Source organism: Methylacidimicrobium tartarophylax, from assembly GCF_902143375.2.
In the GTDB taxonomy this organism is placed as follows: domain Bacteria; phylum Verrucomicrobiota; class Verrucomicrobiia; order Methylacidiphilales; family Methylacidiphilaceae; genus Methylacidimicrobium; species Methylacidimicrobium tartarophylax.
This window is the reverse complement of the sequence record NZ_CABFVA020000077.1, coordinates 1-18,556: the sequence shown is the minus strand read 5'-3', so window position 1 is coordinate 18,556 and position 18,556 is coordinate 1. Positions and strand designations below refer to the sequence as shown.

General features: G+C 60.0%; 13 protein-coding genes and 1 tRNA gene. 2 read left to right on the top strand and 12 right to left on the bottom strand.

Going from position 1 to position 18,556, the window contains the following annotated elements:
* Positions 1-183 precede the first annotated feature (183 nt).
* The gene (locus tag MAMT_RS07190; protein ID WP_142660308.1) at positions 184-801 is read left to right on the top strand and encodes a DUF2062 domain-containing protein; all 618 of its coding nucleotides are present in this window, start codon (positions 184-186) and stop codon (positions 799-801) included.
* On the opposite strand, the gene MAMT_RS07185 is transcribed toward MAMT_RS07190, so the two are convergent.
* The 4 genes from MAMT_RS07185 to MAMT_RS07170 form a co-directional block, all read right to left on the bottom strand.
* Positions 725-2,527, bottom strand: a complete 1,803-nt coding sequence (locus MAMT_RS07185; RefSeq protein WP_142660307.1) for a DUF4340 domain-containing protein — start codon at positions 2,525-2,527, stop codon at positions 725-727. The genes MAMT_RS07190 and MAMT_RS07185 overlap by 77 nt on opposite strands.
* A 9-nt stretch (positions 2,528-2,536) precedes the next feature.
* On the bottom strand, positions 2,537-4,018 hold the full coding sequence (locus tag MAMT_RS07180; RefSeq protein WP_142660306.1) for a GldG family protein: 1,482 nt from the start codon (positions 4,016-4,018) through the stop codon (positions 2,537-2,539).
* Positions 4,019-4,028: 10 nt separating this feature from the next.
* Entirely contained in the window at positions 4,029-4,778 is a 750-nt protein-coding gene (locus tag MAMT_RS07175; RefSeq protein ID WP_142660305.1) for an ABC transporter permease, read from the bottom strand.
* Between the two features lie 71 nt (positions 4,779-4,849).
* A complete protein-coding gene (locus MAMT_RS07170; RefSeq protein WP_142660304.1) occupies positions 4,850-5,782 on the bottom strand; it encodes an ABC transporter ATP-binding protein in 933 nt (310 codons plus the stop codon).
* 72 nt (positions 5,783-5,854) lie between these two features.
* Here MAMT_RS07170 and MAMT_RS07165 point away from each other — a divergent pair, with 72 nt between their 5' ends.
* The gene (locus tag MAMT_RS07165; protein WP_142660303.1) at positions 5,855-6,625 is read left to right on the top strand and encodes a ParA family protein; all 771 of its coding nucleotides are present in this window, start codon (positions 5,855-5,857) and stop codon (positions 6,623-6,625) included.
* Here the strand turns inward: MAMT_RS07165 and MAMT_RS07160 are convergent.
* The 8 genes from MAMT_RS07160 to MAMT_RS07125 form a co-directional block, all read right to left on the bottom strand.
* A complete protein-coding gene (locus MAMT_RS07160; RefSeq protein ID WP_142660302.1) occupies positions 6,614-7,078 on the bottom strand; it encodes a hypothetical protein in 465 nt (154 codons plus the stop codon). The genes MAMT_RS07165 and MAMT_RS07160 overlap by 12 nt on opposite strands.
* Before the next feature lie 204 nt (positions 7,079-7,282).
* Positions 7,283-7,359, bottom strand: a tRNA-Arg gene (locus MAMT_RS07155).
* 89 nt (positions 7,360-7,448) lie between these two features.
* Positions 7,449-7,979, bottom strand: coding sequence for a ferritin (locus tag MAMT_RS07150; protein WP_142660301.1), 531 nt, complete (start codon positions 7,977-7,979; stop codon positions 7,449-7,451).
* 86 nt (positions 7,980-8,065) lie between these two features.
* On the bottom strand, positions 8,066-8,401 hold the full coding sequence (locus MAMT_RS07145) for an FKBP-type peptidyl-prolyl cis-trans isomerase (RefSeq protein ID WP_374729435.1): 336 nt from the start codon (positions 8,399-8,401) through the stop codon (positions 8,066-8,068).
* Positions 8,402-8,600: 199 nt separating this feature from the next.
* Positions 8,601-10,400: a serine protease gene (locus tag MAMT_RS07140; RefSeq protein ID WP_142660299.1), complete on the bottom strand. Its 1,800-nt coding sequence runs from the start codon at positions 10,398-10,400 to the stop codon at positions 8,601-8,603.
* A gap of 162 nt (positions 10,401-10,562) precedes the next feature.
* Positions 10,563-13,328, bottom strand: coding sequence for a TonB-dependent receptor (locus MAMT_RS07135; RefSeq protein ID WP_142660298.1), 2,766 nt, complete (start codon positions 13,326-13,328; stop codon positions 10,563-10,565).
* A gap of 346 nt (positions 13,329-13,674) precedes the next feature.
* Positions 13,675-16,575 (bottom strand): bifunctional YncE family protein/alkaline phosphatase family protein, encoded by a 2,901-nt coding sequence (locus tag MAMT_RS07130; RefSeq protein ID WP_142660297.1) that lies wholly within the window; start codon positions 16,573-16,575, stop codon positions 13,675-13,677.
* A gap of 55 nt (positions 16,576-16,630) precedes the next feature.
* Positions 16,631-18,202: a hypothetical protein gene (locus MAMT_RS07125; protein ID WP_142660296.1), complete on the bottom strand. Its 1,572-nt coding sequence runs from the start codon at positions 18,200-18,202 to the stop codon at positions 16,631-16,633.
* Between the last annotated feature and the right edge of the window lie 354 nt (positions 18,203-18,556).

Here is an 18,556-nt window from a genome sequence, read left to right as displayed (position 1 = left end):
AACCAAGGCGCAACGAAGCAGACAGGTCCATTTCGCAAGCCGCAGGAGATCGCTTGTGAGATATGCAGGCTAGACCGCGAGCTTGCCTTTTGTCGCAACAGCGAGGATCTTGGTCTCTAAGGTCCGGTTCAAGAAGAACGTTTTCCCGGGGGCGCCTTGCCTTCCCCGGTCGTCTTGCGCATCATGAAATCGCGCCTTCGTCAATTTTGGGGCTTTCTCAAAGAGCACGCGCGTCACCCCCACCAAAAACTCTTTCACCTCCGGGCTGACCCATTCCCCCTCGCCCTTGGCTTCGCCGTCGGCATTTTCTACGGATTCACCCCGTTTTTCGGCTTCAAGACGGTACTCGCCCTTGTTACTGCTTGGCCCCTGCGCGCAAACCTAGTCGCCGCCGCTCTGGGGGTGGCGGCCCATGACATTGCCCTGCCCTTCGTGCCCGGACTTCTCTGGCTCGAGTACCAGATCGGCGCTTTTCTCCTAGGCTACAGCAATCACGATCATGCCCTGCGCATGGGACACATGGTGTTTCGCGACGTGGTCAGCTGGAAAGGCCTGATGCGATGGGGATGGCCGATGACACTCGGCTCGCTCGTGATCGGCCTACCGGCGGCGGGAGCAACCTTCTTCCTCGTCCACCGGGCCCTGCGTCGCTACCGCGAAAATGGATCTCCCTCGGAAGGCACCTCTCCAACGCCGCCTTCTCCGAACGGAGAGCCTCGGCCCGTCAACTCCGACCGGGTGTCGTCGGCTTCAGTCCTGCCCGTGCAAGCTCGCCCAGCGCCTGGAACTCGGCCGCGCTGAACTCGAAGGCCAACGAGTCTCCCTCAACCTGTGCGGCTCTTCCTCCATCGGGGAGAAGCGCTCCGATGCGGATCGTCATCGCCCTGGATGCTTGTTGGATCACGATCGTGGCCTCCGGCTTGCTCAAGCCATATTCCGGCCGAACGGGACCGATCCAGCGCACCGCGCGAAGTTGCCAGAGCCGGCTCACAACCGCCTTGGCCTGCGGGGCTGCCGCTCCTTCCGCTCCATTGAGCAGAATTCGGCCATCCGGCGAGATCCGAATCGTAACGGAAGAGGAGGAGAAGGCGAGCCGCACTTCCTGAACGTCCTTGGGTTGCAGTTGCAAGACTTCCCGGTTCTTCCACTGCCACGCCTCTTTCGGAAGATCCTGCAGCCATTGCGAAGCGATGCGATAGATGAACGGCTCCGAGGAGTTTTTGACGTAGGTACCGTCCTTCTCACTCCTGCCGATCAAAAGCTCTACGGGAGTCGGGCTGCTGCCTCCTGCTTCCACCGTTTGAATCAAAACCTTTCCCTCCGGATGGTTCAATCCGAACGCACGGAGATCCGAAGGGACGTCCTGCACGAACGCCTGGGTCTCCAGCGCCCGCAACGACCGCAAGAAAGCCTCTACCCGCTCCGGATCGACGATCCCTTTATAGCCGTCGCCGTCCACACTCCATCCTTGGCTCCTCTTTGCATATCCGATGCTTTTCCCGTTCTGCTCAACCTGAAGACGAACCACTTCGCTTACAGAAAAGGACGGCACGACATGGCGATCGCGCACGTTCTGGAAAAAGCCGCGAGCCATCTGCTGCACCATGGCCGCAGGGAGGGTGAAGACCGCATTCCCCGAGAGCTTCTTGGCATAGACGTCGCTCGGCGCGCCAGGGACGGGTGAACCGATGAGCAGCCTCTCCTCCATCGGTTTTTCCCCTTTCTGATCGACCCAGATCTGGTCGCTCGGACTCGCTAAACCATACTGATTCAAGGCCGCGCCGTCATCGGAAACAAACTTTCGAACCCGAAGCGTCGTCAGCGAAGAGAGCCATTCATCGACCTTGGTTGCATCGGCACGAGCCGTCAGCGGCTTGAGAAGTTGCCACTTCGTCCCCTGCCGTACGACCTCGACGCTCAGCGGCGTACTCCCGGCTTGCTCGACACCGCAACGTTGGACAAAAAGGCTGTCGAACCCAAACACCACCCGGTTTCGAAGGTCATCGACGTTCTTATTGAGACGATCCGCGACTGCCGAGTTGACGAGATAGACGGGAGCATCCGGGTTTTGCGCCGCTCTCGCGTAGAGAAGATCCCGCACGGCGGTTTTCCTCCCGATGGAAAGCCCACGGGTTTCCTTCCCCTCTCGAAACTCGACGGTCAGCGAGGGTGCTGCCAGGCCCCACTGCTTGAGAAGCTCGGCACTCCCCACCTCTTTGGCCGGTATCGTCCTCTCCGACTCCAAGAACTCGATCTCGGTAAGAAGGCGTTCCACGGCGGAGTCATCGGCCTCCGCCCGAATGGGCGAAGCAATCCACCAGTGATTGTCCTTCTTCTCGAGCGTCACGGAATGGTCCGGCGCGGCGATGCGCAGCCAGTTCACGTCCTGGCTCTTGAAGCGAAAGATCTGCTTTTCGGTGCGATGCTGCTCTTCTGTGGACTGCTTCCCCCGATCGACCAAGGTGATGTAACCAAATAACACCAGGGCGACCAACAGTAATAGGAGTCCAGAACGAAACTGTTTCACAAACCGTGCCTATTTTCTTCGGGCGAAGTAGACGGCGACGCCGAGCAAAGCGCAAGCCAAGGGTACGACTCCCAGAGCAAAGCTGCTCGCCGACTGTCTCTGGAACGTGGGAACCGATAGAGAAAACTCCTGTGCAGCTTTGGGAGAGATTCCCAATGCCACCTCCCTCTTGAGCATCCAGTTGAGAACGTTCAAGAAAAAGTCGACCCCCACCCCGTCGATATACTGGTTGACCAAAAACGCGGACGACCCAACCGCGACAATGCGCGTCCCAACGACATGAATCCCCTGGCCGGGAACTTCACCCCCATCATAAAGCATCGCCAACGCGAGAGGCCCAGGAATGTCTATCCCTTGGTCTCGTTTTGCATTCTGCTCGGCAACCTCCTTCGGATCGGTCTCCCCCCAAAACGCCTCGGGAGTCCGCACCAGAGCGACCACTTTCTGCGCGTTGGCGTTCTGCGGATCCGGCACGGGGCTCAGCGAACGGGCATCGGGCATCTGCAGGCTCAAGCCCTGCAATCCCCGAACTGCCGGGTGGTCCGCGTACCGAGTGCCCAGCGCGGTGGTAATGAGGATCTCTCCGGTCATGCCTCCCACTTTCCCGAAGGCAACTACCTGATCGTTATCCAGGCGAATTCCATACTTTGCCAGCAAGGGCTCGAGGCCCGAGACGCTTTCCGCTCCTTCCAAGAGAAAGAGCTTCCCTTTCGCGGCCACATACTTCGTGATTGCTTCCACTTCCGGAGCCCGAAAGGGAACCTTCGGTCCCGCGACGATCACCGCGTCGGCATCTGACGGGACCACCGGAAATTCCGCGAGATCCAGTGGGATCGTTTCGACATTCTCCCGGCGAATCCGAAGGTCGATCTCTCCATATCCCGCCGGGGTGCTCATGTTCCCAAACTCCCGCTCTCCATGCCCCGTGGTCACGTAGACCTTCAGCAACTTTCCCTCCACCAAGGAGAGAATTGCAGCCGTGAACTGCTGCTCCCCTTTGAAGGCCTTGACTCGAGGGGACTGCCCGAGCATCGCTCCCCCCATGTCGTAGTCGACCATGTCCTTGTCATTGACGAACTTATGTCGATCCCGATACTCGAAGATCACCACGTTCTCCCGCAGGTCGAACTTGAGACGCTTGGCCAGCGCTTCAGCCCGATCCAGATGCAGCGCGGGATCGATATATTCGATCTGCAGCTTGTCGCCCGCTACGTATTTGTACTGCCGAAGCAGATTATCGATTTCCGTCCGAACCGGCGAGTTGTTGACCAAGCAGACGGTCACTCGGACCGGCTCCGTCAGGGAACGGAGGATGTGGATCGTCTTCTCGGATAACTGGTAATACCTGCTCTTCGAGAGGTCCTGCCGGTAGTAGTACTTGTATCCCAAGTAATTTACCATGACCAGAATCGCCATCGACAAGACGATGGTGAAGGCGTTGTTGAGCCGCAACTGGAGACGAAGGGGATGGGAAGGAGAATGGGTCTTCATGAACGAGCCATCAAGAACGCAGCCGCCGCCACTGGAGGACGCGTTCGGTGAGGAAGAGGAAAAACGTCATGCCCGAAAGACTCAAGACCAGAGGGCGTGAATCGAAGATGCCGCGAGAAAACGTGTCCATCTGGTCGAGGAAGGAAAAATAAGTGACCAGATCCCGCGTCTGACCGATCAAGCCCAGATAAACAACGAAAGAGAGCGAGAAGATCGCAAAGATCGCCCCGAAAGAAAGAATGGCGGCGACCATCTGGCTCCGCGTCAAGCAGGAAGCAAATATTCCGATCGCCAAAAAAAGGCCCCCGAGGAGCAGCAGCATCGCCAGGGAGAGGAGTTCCATGCTGCCGCTCGATCCCAAGGAATGTCCCCAGAGGAGCCGCAATCCGAGAAAATCCAAGGCGAGCGGCACCCAAAGTACGCTAAAAAAACTCATGGCGCCGATGAATTTGGAGAGAACCACCTCCCACTCTCGAACCGGGGCGGTCAAGATCATCTCAATGGTACCGGATCGATTTTCTTCGGCAAAACTGCGCATCGTCAAAATCGGCGCTTGAATCAACAAAAGAAACCAGAAGAAAAACGAGTTTACCGAAGCCTGGAGCAGGGTGAAATCCTTGATGTTGTTGCTCGTCATATACTCGAGCCAAAACGCGAAATTGAGCCCGTGAATCACGGCGCAAGCAAAAAGGACGATGTACGCTGTCGGGGAGATAAAGAAGCTCTTGATCTCCCGTTGGATGAGAACCCAAAGAACCATGATCTACTTTCCTTTTCTTTCTCGCGAAGGCTTCGCGCAAGACGCCGCCCTTGTCCTCCTGCGCGGCAGAGTCAATCCTGTGTAAGCTCCACGAAAATATCCTCCAGGGAAGCCCGCAGCCGGGACATCTCCCGAAGGCGCCAGTTTTGCTTCTGTACGACCGAAAAGATCCCGTCTCGAATATCTCTTCCCGCCTTGGACGCGATCTCGAAGACAGACCATCCCTCCTGTTCCGAACAGCAATGGACCGACTCGACATCCGGCAGCCGGGCAAATTCCCGCTCCCCTTCCGCCGGACGGCAGGAGACTTCCAGTCGCACTCCTGCGCCTCCTCCTTGCACCAGACGCGCAAGATTCTCCGGCGTGTCGGCAGCCTCGATCCGTCCCCGATGAAGGATCAACACCCGGGTGCAGACGGCTTCCACTTCACTTAAGATATGACTCGAAAGCAAAATGGTATGACGCTCACCCAGGGAGCGGATCAGATCGCGAACCGCACGGATCTGATGGGGGTCCAGACCGATTGTCGGCTCGTCGAGGATCAGGAGATCGGGGTCATGAACCAAGGCGTCGGCCAGCCCAACCCGCTGCCGATAGCCCTTCGACAGGTTGCCAATGATCTTGTGTTTTACGTCGTCGAGATGACAAAGACGGTTGACGGACTCTACTCTTTCTTTGACCTTGCTCCTCTTGACACCCTTCAGGCGAGCACGATAGGCGAGGTATTCGTTCACCCGGAGATCCGTATAGAGCGGCACGTTTTCCGGCATGTATCCCACGTGTCTCCTGGCTTCCAGGGATTCCGCGACGATGTCGTGACCAGCCACGGAAACCCTGCCGCCCGTCGGAGGCAGATAACCGGCCAGAACCCGCATCGTCGTCGTCTTGCCGGCGCCGTTGGGTCCGAGAAATCCGACGATCTCCCCTTTCTGCACGGAAAAGGAGATCCCTTGCACGGCACGGAATCCCGCATAATCCTTGGTCAAGTTTTCAACGGCGATCATCGCAAGAACAGAGTCCTGGCACATAAAAACATTTTGCCCACTTGTCAAGTTTGTCGCACTGTCGCCCCTGCAATGAAAGTGATTGCGGTTGCCAATCAAAAGGGAGGAGTCGGCAAAACGACCACCACGATCAATCTGGCGGCTTGCTTGGCAGAACAGGGGAAGCGCGTTCTCCTGATCGATACCGATCCTCAGGCGAATGCGACGAGCGGCCTGGGCAGCGTGGTTCCGCCGGGCGGAAGCCTGCGTTCGGTTCTCCTCGGAGAGAAGCGGATTCGCGAGCAGATCGTCTCTACGCTCCTTCCACGTCTCGCGCTTGTTCCCTCAGAATTGGAGTTAGCCGCGATCGAAACGACATTCGCCGCATCGGAATCTCCGTTTTTCCAGCTGCGAGGGGCCCTGCAGCCGCTGCGCGAGGAACAGGACTACGACATCGTTTTGCTCGACACCCCCCCTTCCCTCGGCCTCTTGATGGCCAATGCCCTCGCTGCCGCGGACCTAGTCCTCATTCCGCTCCAATGCGAGTATTACGCCTTGGAAGGGCTATCGAAGATCCTCGACCTTCTCCCCAAGCTGGGAGCGGTCGAGAGCGGAAAGGGCACGCGCATCCTGGGGATCCTCATGACGATGTTCGACGTAAGAACCAACTTGAGCCAGCAGGTCGTCGAGGACGTTCGCCGACACGTTCCGGAACTCCTCTTTCAAACCATCATTCCGCGCTCCATCCGCCTTGCCGAAGCGCCAAGCCATGGCAAGCCGATCACCGCCTACGACCCATCCAGCGTCGGTGCCGTAAGCTATCGCCACTTCTGCACCGAATTCCTGAACCGCCTATCCGCTTAACCGCCGCAGGGTCTCCTGCCGGAGCCAATCGTTCGCGGTCGATTCCCCACGCTCCGCCAGAACCGCAGGCGTCATTCGGCTGGGCTCCGAAGCCGGCTCCGCCGTTGAAGCGGGAGGCAGAGCACCGCTGGAATTTGCATGATTGGGAAGCTCTCGGCGAAGCAGCTCCTTGACGCTTGCCATCGTCGCCCAATGGTCGTGCATTTCCGTCCGCAAGTTCTGCAGCTCGCCGCGCGTGCTCTGCAGTTCCCCCCGCATGGTTTGGGCTTCCGCCCGCACCGTGCGCAGCTCCTTCTCCCAAGCGCCAAGATCGGCCCGAACCTCGGAGACCTCGTGCGACACCTCCTCCAATCGGCCCAGCAGGCGCTTCAATCGAAACGCGAGCAAAACAAAGCCGACGAAAACGATCACCACCACCGCCCCGATCAGGGCGCCCACCTGTTCCCAACTCATTCTTACCCTCCTTCTTTCGTCACTTTTCTGACACGCCGATGGATATCCCGGCTGCTCACTAGCCGTCCGGACAGGATCACCTCACGCCGAGATGGCGTTCTCATGCGATAGTGTCATGCTCCCCCTGTCCCGGACTCCCCTCCCTTGCGCCTAGTCCGCTGCTCAGTTCCTCTACAGATCCGAAAACGGCTCCCGCTTGGCTCTTGGTGCACCCGGCAGGGGTCGAACCTGCAACCTTTGGCTCCGGAGGCCAACGCTCTATCCAATTGAGCTACGGGTGCGTTTCCCTCTTCAAGAAATGGACCGTTGCGCGTATCGCAAAGACGATTCGCCGGAATCGCGGCTGCGCGATCCGCGAGAGCGGAGTTCTCTACCCGCCTTCGCTCTCCTTCTTGGACGGCTTCATCTGATCCGATCGACCCAGGAAATCTTCCACCAGCAACAGGCGATGATTTCCCGCTCTCTGAATCATTTTCAGCAGCTGATCGACGGAGGAAACCTCCTCCAGCTGCTCCTTCACAAACCAGTGGAGAAAGGTTTCGGAGGTGAAATCGTTCTCCTGGCGGGCCAGGCGCAAAAGGGAATGGATCTCCTCCGTGACACGCAGCTCTCGTTCCAGGGAGAGCGTAACGGCATGTTCGGCATCGCGAAACTGCACCTCGGGAGCGGGAACGGAGGGAATCGCCACGTCCACATCGTTATCGACTAAGAGCTGGAGAAAACGCATCGCGTGTCCTCGTTCCTCTTCGGCCTGACGGGAGAAGTAAGCGGCGAGTCGCGGCAAGGCGGCTTTCTCAAAGTAGGCGGCAATCGCCAAATATTGGAGAAAAGCCTCCAGTTCGCTTCCGATCTGCCGATGGAACTCGGGAACGATCTTAGTGCTGATGAGAGTGGTCTTCATGCCCATCCTTAGCGTGCAAGGGGAAGAGCTTTCCCGCAAGCCAAAACCAATCCCTCTTACTGCCATGGGGATGACCGACGGCCGATCTATTCCACCTTGAGCACTTCGATATCGAAGAGCAGCACGGCATTGGGGGGAATCACGTCTCCCGCTCCGTCCGCGCCATACCCGAGCTGGGGAGGAATGATGAGCTTGCGCTTCCCTCCTTCGCGCATCGTGGCGATCCCTTCGGTCCAACCGGCAATGACTCCCCGCTGGCCCATGACGAAGGTAAAAGGCTTCCCATGAGACTGCGAGCTGTCGAAGACCTTGCCGTCCTCCAGCTTCCCGACGTAGTCCACGGTGACCCGCTTGCCGGGCCCAACCGGATTGCCCCGGCCCACCACGAGATCGACATACTTTAGCCCCGATGGAGTCGTCACGATGTTCTCCTCCCCCGATTGTGCCGCCTCTCCGGGTGCCTGTGAAGGTGGTTCCTCGGCACGAGTTGTTCCGATCCCAACAAACGCGGCAAGAGCGACGGCGACGCAAAACCCTCTCATTGGGGCCGCATCCTGCTTTTTTTTACGAACCGCAACAAGCCAAAAGGAAGCGAAAAGGAAGCGGTTCTTCTCTGCTGCCCTATCGGGTTTGCCGCGCTCCGAGAGCAATCTGAGACCGGATTTGCTGGGCCAGCCCCGCATCCACCTGATCGAGCTTTTGAAGCTCCAGATCGCGCTCCGAAGGCCGGTGAAGCGCGTCTTCCAGCAGGGCGAGGTTCGCGATCGGACGAACATCTCCCGGGAGGAAAGCCTCGGCCCTTTTCCACGCCAGGGAAGCATCCTCATACCGGCGGATCTCCCGATAGACCACTCCCAGGTTGAACCAAGCCGCGCCGAACGCGGGATCGACCTCGATCGCTTTCCGATAGGCCTGGATCGCCATCCGGGCATCTCGAGCGCGCTGGCTCAACACGGCCAGATTGAACCAGCCTTCCCGGTCTTTCGGATCGAGTTGCACCACCCGAAGAAAGGAAGCTCGGGCGAAAGAGGGCTGATCGCTGTGCAAGAGTGCCAGCCCCAAATTGAACCAGGCCCCGCTATTCTTCGGCTCGAGCAGGGTCAGTTCGGTGTAGGCCGAGGCCGCGTCTTCCCATCGCTTGGCCTGTCGACAACTCTCCGCTAGACCTGCCCAGGCGCGAACCGACTGGGGGTTGAGCCGCGCGGCCCGGGTGTAGGCCTTGACGGCCTCGTCCCAGCTCTGGGCTCTGAGGAGGGTCTGCCCAAGCGCGAGCCACGCGGAAGTATGCCGAGGCCGGAACCGAAGATAGGCGCGAAACTCATCGCACGCTTTTTCCCACTGTCCCTCGGCAAAAAAGCACTTTCCCAGGAGAAGCGAGACCTCCGCGGTCGAAGCTCCCCGTTCCTTCGCTTCCAAGATCGCGTCGATCGCGGGCCCGTAACGGCCTCGCGCCGCCTCGATCTCTCCGAGCAGGAGCACGGCGGAAGGGTCCTGGGGGAAAAATGCGACCACCTTTTTCGCCGCAAACTCCGCCTTCTCCAGAGCCCTCGCCTGCCAATAGGAAAACGCCGCAGCCGTCCAAGCCGACGGCGACCGCGGAGCCGCCTGCACGAGACGATCGGCCGCCACCTCCGCTTCCTTGGGGCCAACGGCAGCCTGTAGATCGCGCCAGGCCGGGCTGCTCGTCACGGCGGGATCCTGCCCCCGCGCTGCGACCTTTTCCAGGCTCTGCCGCATCGCCGCTGCCTCGGCCGCCAGATCAACGCGATCCAGCAGCTCCAACGGCGCGCTCACCCTCGCGACGCACAGGCGATGGTTGTCGGCATCCACGAGCGTGACCAAACCGACAAACTGATCCCGCTCGTTGAAGACGGGGCTCCCCGGCAGGATCTCCTCTACCTTTCCGCCAAGCCAAAGAAGATCCCCATTACCCGACGGAACTCCCGGTCCGGACAACCGGAGAAAGGCCGCCTCCTGCTTTGGCTCCTCCGGGCTCGGCCGGGGCACGGTGAAGGTTTCTCCGCCTTCCGGAGGGAGGTTGTCCGCCGCCACGATCCGGACCGCTGAAAGATCGGCTCCCTCCACCTGCAAGAGCACCAAGCCCGTTCGGGGATCGGAGCCGAGCCAACCCGTGCAGCGCACCGGCCGAAAGTTCCAGCGCTTGGCATCAATCCGTGAGGCGTCTTCCAGACCCGACGTCACGGTGAGCAGCCGGCCGTCGGCCGAAACGACGATCCCGCGAAGGGTTCGCCCGCCCCCGCTCTTCGTCACCACGCGAAGGTCGACCAAGCGACTTTCCCAGGCCTCGGGTCCGGCATGCACCCGGGCCAGCGCGGCCCACCCGGCGATCCCGGCAGCAAGCAAGACCAGGGCGATTCGGCGTGCGTTCCCCCCGCAGCCGTGCGTTCTCAGATTGGTCATCCCTTCTCCCCTCGAAACAAGCTGACTATGCGCGCCCGTACGCTCCTGGCAAGAGCGCCTTTGCAATGAAATTGCCTGACTCCACCGCGCCAAAAGGAAGGCGGGGCTCTCTGCCCCGCCTTCCGGTTTCTCGCGACGAGCGAAATACCTCCGAGCTTCCCACTAAAACTTGAAGACGACGTTGCCTTCGACCCAGAAGGGCCAGCCCGCGATGATCGAGCTCTCGTCGAAGGCTCGGCTTCCGGCCGACCCCAAGCCGAAGGGCAGCCAGTAGTTGTTGTTCGTGAAGTTATAGATGTAGAGCCGCGCCTCCCACTTCGGCTGCACATAGAACACCTGGGCATTTAAAATGTACTGCGTCGGGATCGAGGCACTGCCGAAGTAGTCGAGATACTGGTTGCTCATCAAGATCCCTTGCAACGTCCCTCCCAGCCCCATGTCCGAGGTGTAGGTGATCGTCGCACTCGCATACTGCTCCGGGAAGCCGATCATGTTGTAGATTCCGGAGGGAAGGCCGAGGTTCGTGTTGAGTGCCAACCCCTCCTGGTACGCCATTGCCGTGGAGTAGTCCTGGCGCATGCTCGGTCCGTGGGTGAGTGCCGACCAGTTTTCGACGCCATGCATGTCGATGTAGCCAGCGCGTATCCACCAGTTGCGGTTCGGCTGGTAGGCAATGTTCACTTCGTATCCCGTGATCGTGGCGGGGGTTGGAGGCAAACCGAGGTTGTTGAGCTCCTGATTCTGAGTGAAGCCCGCAGCCGTGATGAAAAGCTTGTCGTTGAGCAGGTTGAACTTGACACCTCCTTCGATCAGCTGGTTGACCAGATGGAACGAGGCCTCATTGAACGTGGGCGCGGCCCCGCCGATCACCGCCACGTTGTTCACGTAGGACCAGTTGTAGTTGACGTAGGCGGTCATCCAGTCGAATGGCTTGTAGGTAGGGCTGATGTTGATCAGGGGCGCAAACGAGGACGTGTTTAGGGCTGCGCTCGTAAGTCCTGGGATCTGCGGCATTCCCGCCGGCCCCTGCGGGGTGGTGTAGTCCCAGAAGTAAGCGGTTCCTCGCGCGCCGAAGTAGAGGGCAAACTTGTCCGTGATCTGCAGGTTGTGCTGCCAAAACGGCGCGATCGACCAGTACTGGCCTTGGGTGCTTCCCGAGGCGCCGTTGAGCGGCTCGTAGTAGTAGTTCGCCGGAGCACCGGGAACATGCCAGAGGCCGCCCGAACCCGCCTTGGAATGAGGGTTATTGACGAAGCTGTTGAACTGCGCGGTTCCCGGCAGGTAGAAGAGCGCCGGGTTGCTGAGGCCGGGATTCATCGGATTGACCAGGCTGTAGGAGTTGCCGTAGGACCAGGCGCTTTCCGAGAAGTAGTCGTCATTGTACTGGTAGTGCCATTCAATGCCCGCATCGACCGAGCTCTTGAGCAGGAGCTTGCCGAAGACATTCTCGAGACCCTTTTGCTCCTTCGTCTTCGGCTTCTCGGGCTCGCTGGCGAGAGGATCGAAGGTCCAGCGGACCTCCGTCCGGTTGTCGAACTCGTAGTCCCCCGGAGTATACTGCATGGCATAGAGCTCCGGCTCCAACCACTCGGTCTTCGTGTACCAGAGGAACGAATTATTCACGATCTGGAGATCGTCGTTCACTTTTACCGTCTGCACGAGCTGGGCGAAACCGTTGTTGGCGTTTCCGCCCCCGTACGGGCTGATGATCGTGGCACGCCGATTGACCCCCGCCAGCGGCCCCGCGTAGGTGTTGTACGCGGGATTTAACGCTGAGCCGGTCGCCGGTCCGCCCTGATACATGCTGCCGGGGAATCCCGGCATCACCCCGGTACTATAAAGGCCGTTCTGAATCAGGTTGTTGGTCGGCCGGTTCATCAAGTCCGCGAGCTCGGGTTGGAAGTTATACATCCCATAGTCGGCGTAGAGGTTGGCCGAATAGTTGTCGTAGGGCTTCCATCCCACCGTGAAGTAGAAATTCTGCTGATCATTGTAGACGTAATCGTAGTAGCTACCCTGGTCCTGTCCCATGTACGAGAAGCGCCACGCGAGCTTGCCCTCCTTGTCGACCGGGCCGCCGAGGTCTGCGCCCCAGAGGTACTGCGAATACATGCCGGTCGTGTCCCAGACCCGGCCCTGGAACTTATCGAAGTAGGGCTGCTTGGTGATGTAGTTGACGCTGCCCGTCGACGCCTGGGTCGCTCCGAACACTGCGTTCGCGGGGCCTTCCTGGATATCCATGTTCTCGACCATGTTCCAGCTGAAGGGCACCCCTTGCATGCCGTCATTCTGGAGGGTCATCTCGATGCCGTTGACGTACGGAAGCGCCTGGCGGCCCCGGATCGTCACCGAGTTACCCATGCCCCAGTTCAGTTCCGTATAAGCCGTGGGGAGGATGGAGGAAATCGATAGCGGGTCCATATACCCCTGATAGAGTGCTCCCGACGACCTCAGGAGCGTCTGGTTGACCGGCGTAACCTGCCGCGGCGTATCCATGACGTTCATCGGCGTCCCGAACGTGGAGACCACCGGAGCCGCCGTCGGCAGGATGGGTGCGTTGGGCTCGCCCGAGGTCAGGTCGGGCGACGTCCACTCGGCTTCCCCTGAGGACGTGGATTCCCCTGAGACGGTCACCTCCTGCATCTGCACGTCGCTGCCCTGCTTTTGGGCCTCCTGTTTTTCCGGCTCCGTCTGCTGGACGATCCCTGCCCATCCCGATTGTTTCGCTTTTCCGCTTCCGGTGACGGGCGCCTGGCCGGACCCTTGGCCATTGTCCGCCGTTCCGCCGGTCCCGGAGCCGCTTCCGGGCTCCGCTGCCGTGGAACCCGCCTCGTCCGCGCGTACCGTCCCGATCAGAAACGCCGATGCGATCAAGAGCCCAGCCAACCGAGAAGCTCGTCTCTTCCACCAGTACGCCGCACAATTCATCTCTCCTCCTCTTTCCCCAGAACGAAACCTCGCGATCCCGTCATGCCGATTTGGAACCAGGGACAGCCTGTCTGCCGGACCCTACCGCGATCGCCCGATGTTCTATGCCACAACTCGAAGAAAAAGGAGTGTGACAATGTTGTTACATTTGTGTGACAAATCCTCGTCGCGATTATTGAGATCCCAAGACGTTGGTGGCCAATTATATACAAACACTTCCGCTCCTCATTTCCGGCACGTTCATTGCATGAATCGTGACGGAACGAAAGCCCGTCCGCTTCGGGATTTCTCCTCTCTCCGGTGAGGCACGGTCTCGAACGGGCCTCCGGCGGAGGGTCCGACCGTCCTACTCTCCGGCCGCGGCAGGGACCGGCCAGGGTTTCTCCCTTCCCTTCAAGCCGATCCACAAGGCCCGATTGAATCGCTCCGCATCGAGCTGGTCCGCGTCCGAGAAGTCCTGGTCGCCCAAGAGCTCTTCCCAAAAGGAGGCGTCATGACGGGCGGAAGCCCCCGCCCCTTCTTGATCCCTGACCGGAAGGTCGGTCTTTTGCAGGACGGCGGGAACGACCGCCTGGTAGCTCCAGCTTTGCTTTGCTGGGTCGAAGAGGTCGGTCATCGGCTCGGCGCCCTGGTCATAAAAGCAGAGCGGCCCGAAGCCGAGGATCTCCTCGATCGTCTTCAGAACGCTCACCGTGGTAAACCTCCGGCGGATGACGGCTCCCTGCTTGACGAAGGGGCCCACCACAAGGGCGATGCTCCGGTGGGCATCGACGTGATCCGCCGCAGCCTGCGCGTCGTCCTCGATCACGAAGATTAGAGTGTCATCCTTGTAGCGACTCCGAGCGACCTTTTCCACCAGCAGACCCACCGCATAGTCGTTGTCCGCCATCTGTGCCTCAACCGTGTCGACCCTGTCCGCCGCCTCGCGGAAGGAGCCGAAATGGTCGTGGGGAAGACGGATCAGCTCCAAGGCGGGGAGATTCCCCTTCCTCGCATACTCGTCGAACTCCCGTTCCCACTCCTTGTAGCGCCAATAATCGGCATACTTCATGTCGAAGCCGCGATAGTAGAGGTCGCTGACCTTGGCCAGCGTGGCATTGTCGGGAAAGAACTGAATGATCCTCTCCGCAAAAGGATGCCGCGAAAGGGGAATGAACAAAGGGTCTTCTTTGGGCAGATGGTAGCGGGTCAGATCGCCGAAAAACCCGTAATTCCGGACGGTGATGCCCTTCCGCAGGGCTGCGTCCCAGAGATAGCCCAGCCCCGCCTCTCCCTCCGGACCGTCCGGCGCGGCCACGCTCCTGGTTCCCGGCAGAAGATCGGGATCGTCGGGAAGCCCGGGATCTACCTCCTTCCTCTTGTCCATGTTCCCAATTCCCACCGCGATGTTCCGGTTGTCGCCCTCGAAATCGTAGGTAGCTCCTCGATGGGCATAGTGGAGCGGCACCGTCTTTTCGGTAATATCGATCGCCCGGCCCTCCGTGCTCCAATTCCAGCCGTCCCCGCTCACTTCCCCACTGTCGAAGAAATGATCCAAGAGGACGAACTGCTCGGCCAGCCGCCGCTCGTTGGGGCAGTAGGGTGCCAGGATTGCCAAGCCGGGATCCCCGTTCCCGCGTTTCAAATCCCCGAAGAGCTGGTCGTATCCCCGGTTCTCCTTGATAACGTAGAAAATATGATGGATCCGTCGGCGCAGCACGCGCAGGATTGCCTCGTTCCCCGTTTCGGCACCGATTCGATGGTTGTTCCTCCAGACAGTCTCGGTGAGCCGACGATCGAGCGCCGGATCGGGTCGCGGGAAGCTCTGCAGGCTCCCCACCATTTTTTGGAGGATATACTCGTTCTTCGACCTCCAGACCTTGACGAGTTCTCCCGGAGCCGGGAGCGGCCGCCCGAATCCCCGGTCGTTCGGTCCCGTGACACTCTTCCCGGTCGCCACATAGAGCCAGCTTCCGCTTCCGTTGCAAGCGACCGCCGTCGGGTACCAGCCGGTCGGGATCAGGGCGACAACCCTGCTCCTCGCCTCCGCCCCATCCTCCCGCACCTCGCCTGCGATCCCCAGTACCTTGGGACCAAGCTCGATCACCGAGACGCAGTTCATTCCGCCGTTGGTGGCATAGAGGAACTTTCCCGAGGGATCGAGGCAGAGGTTGTTCGGAGAGGCTCCGCGCGGTTTTCCCGGCCTGACGGAACCCGGCTCGGAAACAGAAGGAATCGATTCCAGGATCCGGTCGGCCTTTGTGTCGATCGCCGCGATTTGGTCCGAGTTGTCCTCGGTCACATAGGCTCGGCTCCGATCTCGAGAGACCACGATCCGGTTCGGGTCTCCCCGGAGGGAGATTCGGCCCAGGCAACGCATCTTTTCCGCTTCCACCCCGACGACCACGATCTCCCGATCCCGCAAGCTGGCGACATAGGCCTTCGCCTTTCCGACCCAGGCAACATCCATCGGGTACTCCCCGCCGGGGATTCCCCTCTCCTTGGGATCGATCTTCCCGGGGCGCAAATCGAGCTCGGCGACCTTCTTCCCGTCGGCCAACCGAACCAGGCTGACCGAGTCGTTGGCGTAGTTGGCGACGAGCAGGAGCTTCCCTTCCGGATCGGCGCGAAGCCCGGAGACCACGGGCTTCGTCTCGATCCCGTTGCCCTTTTCGTGCCCCAGGGGGATCGGCGGTCGGGCCGACGCCCAGGTGTCTGCCGTTCTGGAGAAAACATAGATCCGATCCTCTCCCCCGCCCGAGACGTAGAACTCCTTTCCGTCCGGATTCCAGTCAATCCCGCAAAAGGAGTTCGGAAGCGGAAGGACGGCCACCTGCTTGGGCGCTCCTTGGGAAATATCGAAGACAAAGACGGATTCGTGGGAGAGCTCCGGAATCGGCTTCCCGTCCGAGCCGAACCGCAGGTTGTAGCCCGAGCTCAAGACCAGCAACGTATCGCTCGTCGGACTCGCCGCCATGGCGAAAGAGCCGGAGGCCGGGACCTTTGTCTCTCCGGAGACCCCATAGAGCGGGTCTAGATGGAGATCCCGAATCGGGGAGAGATCGATCCGCACCCCGGTCGGAAGGAGAGTCTCGTGTTGGCTGCCTTCCGGCTCACGGGCTCTCGTGGAAATCGCGCCGTGCAAGCAGGAGGCCCCCACAACGGCCACGAGCAGCAGCCTTCGCAGCTCTTTTCCCTGCGGGAGACAAACCTCCGCCGGAGCGGTGGCTGAGCGGCGGCGCAGGATTCGGAAGGATTTCCAGGCCACCGATACCCCACGGGAGCGGCTTACTGCGCGCGAGAAAAAGCGGGAACAGTGCTCCTTACTGCTCCCTCAGAGCACGATTGTCCTTGGCTCTGCCCGCTTCATCCTCGGCCATGGCGGTTTTCTGAACGAATTGGCGAATCTCCGCCACCCTCTTGCCGGCAAGATCCCGGTAGTCCTGAACGAACTTCGACTCCTGCTGTGCTTGATATTGATTTCCCTTTTGCTCGGCTTCCTTTGCTTGCCTGGCATGTCTTGCCATGCGTTCTCGATACTCGTCTCTGGCTCGTGCGCGCTGCCTTGCGATCTCTTCCTTTTCCGCATTCTTGCTGTGAAACAGACCTGATAGGAAGGGAGCTGCCACTTCGGCAACCGGGACGATTCCCATCCCAGTGGTGCCTTCGGCATTGGCAAGGACGTTGTCGCTGAAGTCCTGACCCTTATTCATTCCCTCGTTAAAGGCATCCGAGCGGGCTTGCTTCACCCGCGCCATATCGATCCCTTTCCGGATGCCTCCCGGAGCCTTTGCCACCTCTAGCCCAAGTTCTTTTTTTGCCTGGGCGATGTCCGCCTCCATGTCATCATAGCTCCTCTTGACTTCCGCCAGGCATCGGTCGAAGGAAGCGGAGTACTCCTCAAGATCCTTGCTTCGGCAGAGGAACAAGGGAGGAATGGCACTCCCTCCCTGCAACGTGTTGTCCAACCCGACGGCAAGAAACCCATTGTTCCACTCCAATAGGGCTGGAGCAACGCGCTGAATCCGCCATTTCCCATCGACGATCTGCGCCTTCTCGATCTTCCAAAAAAACGACAACTTCTGGTCCGCCTTCGCCAGCAGGTAGCGGTCTTTCTCGCCGGCCTTAAACTCCATTCCCGGAGGCAACGTCGCGTCCCAAAGCAGATCGGGCCAGACTTGCTTGACCAGCTCGGGCGCATTATCGGGTGGGCCTGGCGCGGCAAGAGCCGGAACGACATAGAGGTCGACCGCAGACTCGACGGTCACCAGATAGTCCAACTCCTCGGCGCTGCCGACAGTGCGGTAGCCAACCGGCTCGATCGACACGATCGTCACATAACCGGGAAGATGTCTCCGCAAACAGGCATGGACCGCTTCTTCCGGAGGCAGGTGCGTTTTGGCCTCGAACATGCCGAACTTTTTCGCTGGCGCCGCTCCATTACCGGCTCCGTTGATCCGATCCAGGATCTCGTTTCTCCATTTCTCGTACTGCGCGACGGTTCGATCATAGGCATGATACTCCTCGTCTGCGACCGACCCGGGAACCTGCAGATGGTTCCACCAGTTGGAGAAGCCGGCAATCGCCAAGCCGCCCAGAAGAAGGATCCCGCCGCCAAGGGAAAGAAGAAGGAGTCCGCCCCCTCTTTTTCCTCGGGGTTCCGGAGCCGAGGTCGGCTCAACCGTAGCCGAGCCGTATGGCACCAACGACTCGGACGCAGAGCCTCCTCCGTTCGCGTGGACACCGTTTTTGGCGACCTGCTGCCCACCGTCGGAACCGGCTGCTTCCTCGTGTGGGACATTGCTCGATGCAGCCTCTGGATCGAGTAGGACGACCTTGGGACTTTTGGGCCTCCAAATCTTGGAAACACTCTGCAAACGATTCAACACGTTCATGATCGCCTCCTTTCAAACCATGATGTCGCCAGGAGTTCTCTCTCTCCTTACGCGAATTACCTCCTGCCCCCCCCATGGACGTGGGCGGCATGCGCATGGGAGGCATGCACATGCTCCGCATGCATGTGAGATGCATGCATATGCTCCCCCATCCCCCTGCCTTCCGCGGCATGAAGGTGAGGATGTCCGCTCGATCGAGAATCCAAATGGGGGTGTTCTCCCATTCCTTCCGAAAGATGGGGATGCCCGCCGCCGTGCTCGGAAAGATGCGGGTGACCAGCTTCTCCCCCTGGCTCACCAGCCCGGCTCTCGCTCCCCAGGTGAGGATGCTCCGACCGATTCCAGTCCCCGACC